General features: G+C 66.8%; 4 protein-coding genes. 1 reads left to right on the plus strand and 3 read right to left on the minus strand.

The window, feature by feature from the left end; genetic code table 11:
* Positions 1-10 precede the first annotated feature (10 nt).
* Positions 11-1,276 (minus strand): beta-ketoacyl-ACP synthase II, encoded by a 1,266-nt coding sequence (gene fabF, locus V5A20_RS04630; protein WP_332316607.1) that lies wholly within the window; start codon positions 1,274-1,276, stop codon positions 11-13.
* A 455-nt stretch (positions 1,277-1,731) separates the two neighbouring features.
* Between fabF and V5A20_RS04635 the strand changes: the two genes are divergently transcribed.
* Complete coding sequence (locus tag V5A20_RS04635) at positions 1,732-2,553, plus strand: hypothetical protein (protein WP_332316606.1); 822 nt, start codon at positions 1,732-1,734, stop codon at positions 2,551-2,553.
* A gap of 36 nt (positions 2,554-2,589) precedes the next feature.
* Here the strand turns inward: V5A20_RS04635 and V5A20_RS04640 are convergent, their stop codons facing one another.
* Both V5A20_RS04640 and V5A20_RS04645 read right to left on the minus strand, forming a co-directional pair.
* A complete protein-coding gene (locus V5A20_RS04640) occupies positions 2,590-3,555 on the minus strand; it encodes a DUF4249 family protein (RefSeq protein ID WP_332316605.1) in 966 nt (321 codons plus the stop codon).
* A gap of 55 nt (positions 3,556-3,610) precedes the next feature.
* Positions 3,611-5,920 carry a TonB-dependent receptor gene (locus tag V5A20_RS04645; RefSeq protein ID WP_332326817.1) on the minus strand — a complete coding sequence of 770 codons (2,310 nt, stop codon included), beginning with the start codon at positions 5,918-5,920 and terminating at the stop codon, positions 3,611-3,613.
* Between the last annotated feature and the right edge of the window lie 231 nt (positions 5,921-6,151).

A 6,151-nucleotide genomic window follows, 5' to 3' on the forward strand; every position in this document is an offset into this window, starting at 1 on the left:
AAGGGGGCGACTATTCCTCAAACGCCGTGACCGCAATCGTAGTGTTGTGCCCGCCGAACCCGAACGCATTGGTGAGGGCCGCCGTCACGTCGCGGGCCACCGCCTCGTTGGGCGTGTAGTTGAGGTCGCAGTCCTCGCCGGGGGTGTCAAGGTTGATGGTGGGCGGGACGCGCCCGTTTCGAATCGCGAGGATCGACGCAATGGCCTCGGCCGTGCCGGCGGCGCCGAGCATGTGGCCGGTCATGCTCTTGGTGGCCGACAGGTTGAGGTCGTGGGCGTGATCGCCAAACACCTGCTTCACGGCGTTCGACTCGATCACGTCGCCGACGGGGGTAGAGGTGGCGTGCATGTTGATGTGCTGCACGTCGGTGGGCGCCAGGCCCGCGTCGTCGAGCGCCTTGTCCATGGCCAGGGCCGCGCCCCGACCGTCGGGGTCCGGGGCGGCGTAGTGGTGGGCGTCGTTCGACTTGCCCACGCCCGCCACCTCCGCGTAGATGGAGGCGCCGCGCTCACGGGCGTGCTCCAGCGTCTCGAGCATGAGGGCCCCGGCCCCCTCCGCGGGCACAAAGCCGTCGCGATCCGCGTCGAACGGGCGGCTTGCCTTCGTCGGCTCGTCGTTGCGGGTCGACAGGGCGCGCATCGAGGCAAAGCCGCCCACGCAGAGTTCGTTGATGGAGGCCTCCGTGCCGCCCACCAGCATGGCCTCGGCGTGCCCCTGGCGCAGCAGCAGCAGCCCGTCGGTGATGGCGTCGTTGCCGGTGGCGCAGGCGCTCACGACGCAGTGGTTCGGGCCGCGCAGTGTGTGCTCCATGGCCACCAGCCCGGCGGCCATGTTGCTGATCATCATGGGCACGAAGAAGGGGGAAATGTGCCGTGCCCCATTCTCGTCGAGGTCGAGCACCGAGTCGACGAACAGGTTGCTTCCGCCCACGCCCGTGCCAAAGATCACCCCGATGTCGTCCCGCGTCTCCGGGGCGAGGGCGTCGGTGTCAAGGTCGGCGTCGTCGAAGGTCTGCTGGGCGACAGCCAGGGCGTACTGGCTGAACGGGTCCTGGCGCTCGGCCAGCTTCGGATCCATGTAGTCGGTGGGGTCGAAGCCCGAGACCTCGCACGCAATCTTGGTGCGGACGTCCGACGCGTCGAACTTGGTGATGGGCCCCGCCCCGCTCGTGCCCGCCAAGAGGCCCGCCCAGAACTCATCGACGGAGTGGCCGAGGGGTGTGAGGGCTCCAAGGCCGGTAACGACGACGCGGCGAGAGGGAGCGGTAGAATCCATGAAGCGGGCGGACTGGTCGGCGGTCAATGCGGGGGAGGCGCGAGCGCGACACACTCCCTGCGGCAGTGCCTCACGGGTATGCCGACGCTCGTAGAAGAACGGACCGTGTCTCGAGAAAAGACCATGGCGGGAAGCAGCCCCGCCGCAGAGGATGGGCGCATCAAGGCACCGGGAACAGTGCCCACGCCCCCGAGGCACTGCTTTTTCCTCTGGAATTCTGTAGTGTATCGTCCCACCTGTTTCGAAACAAGGGGTTCCGCTGGGGTCATGCGGATTTAACCAAGTGAGTTTGGGAAAAACCAAAGGAAAGGACTGTTCTACGAGGACGGCCGGCTTTCTTCTGAACTTTGCATCCTTATATTGAGGCGTGACGGAACGCTGGCTGGGCTCGGTGCCTGATTCCGGCTCCGCGCACCCTTTCACCCAACTTCTCACGAGTCGACGTCCGACACGCAATGTCTACCCGTTCTGCCTTTCGCTTCGACCCTCGGGCCATCATTGGGTCCTTCCTCACCGGCGTGGTGTTTGTCGTCCTCTTTACCTGGATGACCGGCAATGCATTCGGGGCGCCCACCTTTCCCCTGCTCGCCATGGTCTCTGGGTTCATCCTCGCGGGTGTGACCTACGGGGCCCTGAGTGAGGGCGAGACGGTGCTGGAGCCGGCCCTGGCCGCCATACTGGTGGCCGTCGCGGCCTACTTTATCATCGGGGCCCTTGGTCTGCGGGCATTCGACACTCTCGTAAGCGACGGGGAGTTCACCTATACGATGGTGATTGCCTTCCTAAACGGCCTCATCCTGACGTTCGGGGGAGCGTGGGCCGGAGAAATGCTACAGCGGACGTACGTGGAGTCCGAAGCCCCGGCACTGTCCTGGGAATGGATCATGGCCGGGACCATTCTCGGATTCGCCGTGAGCCTGTTTCTGGCGAACTTTGTGATCTGGGGGTTTGGGCTCGTCACCACTCCGGCGGCCGCGATCGACGCCCCGTACGTTTGGGTCATGCTGCTCGTCGTGTTTCTGGGCTTGGAGGCCACCGGGTACATCTGCGCGTTCCGCTCGCCGGGCGACACGTCGTACGAGGCGGCCGTCGCCGGCCTCATTACGCTCATTCTCCTGATCGACGTGTTCGTTGTCGCGCTCGGCGGCGGCGACATCCTCTCCTACGGGCGCATGGCCCTTGTCCTCGGGATCGGCCTCGTCGCGTCCCTTGTGGGCGGCTACATCGGGGAGCGTCGGCAGTCGCGGGTGGAGTCGGAGCGTCCGTCCGAGGCGTAGTCGGGGCGGGGCGGTCGCGTCCCGAGGCCCGTGCAGCTACGGGAACGCCGCGAACGACGGGCATTCCTCGTCCGTGAGCGACGGCGGACACTGGATTGAGACGTTGCGGGTGGCCTTTGCGTAGCTGGCAAAGACCCCGGTGCCCCCCTCCACGTCCTCAATGACATTCGGAATCTCCCCCGGGCCGAGCCCGCCGCCCGGCCCGCCCGGCGACTGGGCCTGCTGGGAGCGGATGAGGTTGAACAGGTTGTCGTCGATGACGTGGACGCCGATCTCGTTCGGGCCGTAAAACGCCACGGAGATCCACGGGAGGTCCGTGGCGATGCGGCCGGTTGCGTCGCGGGTGAAGTTGGCCTCGTTCCGCACGCCCGACGAGGTGGTGCGGTAGGTGCGGATGCTGTCTTCCTCTGCGTCGTAGATGTCTGCGTAGAACGGCGTCAGCCCCCGGACCAGCTGGGACTCGGGCCGTCCGAAGTCGGCCAGCGAGGTCGCCGTGATCACGAGCACGGCCTGCTGCTCACGGTCGCTCATCGGGGGGGTGATGGTGAAGGAGGGCTGTCGAGCGGTGTCCCTGTACACTGCCGTCGTGTTCTGGGCCTCCACGATCGAAAGTGTGTCCGGCACGGTGGTGGCGGCGGTCAGGTCCGTTCCGTCCGGCGTGGTGACAGACAGCTCGTAGGTGGCGCGCGGGCGCACCCGCGAGGAGGCTTCGGGCTGGTACAGGCCCGGTTCTTGCTCGACGAAGCTGATCGTGTCTGCCGGCGCCCCCGCGGCGGCACGGCGGCGCACCTCCACCGTCGCCTCTCGCACGGCCGTCTCGGAGGCCACGTAGGCCTCGTCTGTCCCTACGCTGCGGGTGAGGCGCACCGGCGGCATGGGGGCGCCGCTCTGCAGGTAGGCCTCGACGACGACCTGCGTGTCGGGCGCGGGTGCGGTCGCGTCGCAGCCGGCAAGGCCGGCCGTCAGGAGCGCCGGCAGGATGAGAAGCAGCAGGCGGGGCATGGCAGCACGAGGGGCATTGGTGGGGAGGAGCGTACGCAGGGGGTCACGCGCCGAGTTAGAACGTGAGGGAGAACGATACATTCGGGACCGGAATGGGGATCTGGGGGGTCACATTGCGGTCGAGCGTGCCGTCTGACTCGTTTTCGAACTGATAAAACCAGATGTTGCGCCGCGCATAGGCGTTGATAACCTGAAGCTGCAGCTCGTACTCCGCAATCCCAAAGAACTGCCCCGTCCGGGCGACGCCCACGTCGAGCCGATGGTAAGGGGGGAGGCGGGCGTTGTTGAAGGGGCTCACGAGCACGTTCTGCGATTCCCCCCCCACGCCCGGGCTAAACGAGAACGGACTGTCCACCAGCTCGTAGCGTTGCTCGGGCTGCGTGTAGGCCTGGCCGGTGGCGTAGTTGAAGGTGCCCGACACCCGCCACTGATCGGTAAGGTGGTAGTTGAGGGCAAGCGTAAGTTCGTGCGTACGGTCGTAGTTGGGCGGATAGTACTGGGGAGCGCCGTTCTCCGACTGGTTGATGTTCGGGAAGCGGCGCTCGGTGCGGCTGAGGGTGTAGCTCAGAAAGCCGTTCAGGCGCCCTTCTGGCCGTCGAACGAGCACTTCGGTGCCGTACGCGCGCCCCTCGCCCACCTGGAAGCGATCGGCGTACGGGACGCCCGCCGCGTCGGGCAGAAAGGGGTCCAGCTCGAACAGGTCTCGCATGGTGCGCGCATAGCCCTCGACCTCAAGCTGCCACGCGTTGCCCAGCTGGGCGTTGACGCCCAGGGCAACCTGGTCCCCGTAGGAGGGGAGCAGGCCCTCGTCGGTCATCAGCCAGGAATCAAAGGCCGTGAAGAGCTGGCTCGTCTCCAGCGTGAGAAACTGGTGGTAGCGGCCGTAGGCGGCCTGCAGCTGCACCGCCGACGTCAGGTCGTGCGTGACCGAGAGCCGCGGGGCAAGCCGCAGGTAGTTTCCCTCTGAGAAGTAGGTCGCCCGCAGTCCCCCCCGGACGGTCCAGTCCGAGGCAGGCGTGTAGGTGTCCTTTAGGTACAGGGCCGCCTGCTGGCCCTGGAGGCGCTGGTTGAAGGTTTCGTCTCCGTCGAACGTATTGCGCAACCGGAACGTGAGGCGGCTGGCGTGCAGCCCGGCCTCCACGGTGTGCCGGTCGCCCGGGACGTACTCTATGCCCGCCTTCAGCGAGATGTCGCTTACCTCGTTTGTCTGGGTAAAGCGCGTTCCGCCGAGCTCAAACACCGGCGTGCTCTCGTAGCGGGAGCCCGCGACTGTGAGCGTCGAGAACAGCCGGTCGGAGAAGAGGTGCGTCCAGTCGGCGCTGAGCGTCCGGTTGCCGTAGTCCACGTCGAATTCCTGCCCGTCGCCGGGCTGAAGAAAGAGCTGGTCCCGCCCGCCGTACACGGCCAGCGAGAGGTCGTCGTTGGGCCCCGCGTTATAGGTGGCCTTCGCGTTGACGTCGTAAAAGTAGAAGGTATCGGGAAGCCCGTCCACGTTGTCCAGCGCCGCGAGCAAGGGCTCGAGGGTCGAGCGGCGCACGGCCACCATGTAGGAGCCGGCCGGGTCGTCGTCGCTGCCGCCGTAGGGCCCTTCGATGTAGCCCCGGGTGGCCAGGCTACTGAGACTGAGGCCCCCTGTGGTCTCGCGCCGGTTTCCATCCTTGTTGTAGATGTCGACCACGCTGCCCAGTCGCCCCCCGTACTCGGCCGGGTAGGTGCCCTTGTAGAGCTGCACGTCCTTGATGGCGTCGGGGTTAAACGTCGAAAAGAACCCGAAGAAGTGGGTCGGGTTGTAGACGGTCGTGCGGTCGAGCTGGATGAGGGTCTGGGCCGGGCCGCCGCCCCGGATGTAGAGGTTGCTGGAGTAGTCTGAGGCCGTGGTGACGCCCGGCAGCAGCGCGAGGGAGCGGAAGACGTCCGGCGTCAAGACAGACGGAAGTTCGGTGACCGTCGCGATGGGGAGCTTGTCCACCCCCATTCGTTGCTCACTGATGTCGTCCTGCTCGCCGGTCACGACGACCTCTTCCGTCTGCAGGTCGGCGGGCACGAGCTCCACGTCGAGGCGCTTCGTCTCGCCGGCCGCGAGGGTGACCTCTTCCGTGCGCGTCTGGTAGCCGAGGTAGGAGAACACGACCGTCTGCGGGCCGGGCGGCAGGTCCCGGAGCGTGTAGTAGCCGTCGTTGTTGGTGGCGGCGCCGCGGCTCGTCCCCTCCACGATGACGTTGGCCTGGAGCAGCGTCTCCCCCGTCTCGGCGTCGCGCACGTACCCGTTCAGGGCCGCCCGCTCCTGGGCCGCGGCCGGCGGCCCCAAGAGGCCCACGACGGCGGCACAGAGGCCGAGGACGGTGCAGACGCGAGAGCAGCGCATGCCGAGCAAAATCTTGGAGAGATGCGTTCGGGTCGTCTCAACAGATCAGGCAGGCGCGTGGTGCCGAAGTGCCGACGAATCGCCCGTGTAGAGTGGTGGCGGGCACGTGTGCCATGGGGCCGCGCGGGGAAAAAGCAGTGTGCCGGGGGCCCGGTCTGTGGGGCCGACCCGAACGACGAACGGGGCGACCGCCGTTGGCGGCCGCCCCGCTCACGATGATTATTGTGTCGC

This window comes from Salinibacter sp., from assembly GCF_036626415.1.
Taxonomy (GTDB): domain Bacteria; phylum Bacteroidota; class Rhodothermia; order Rhodothermales; family Salinibacteraceae; genus Salinibacter.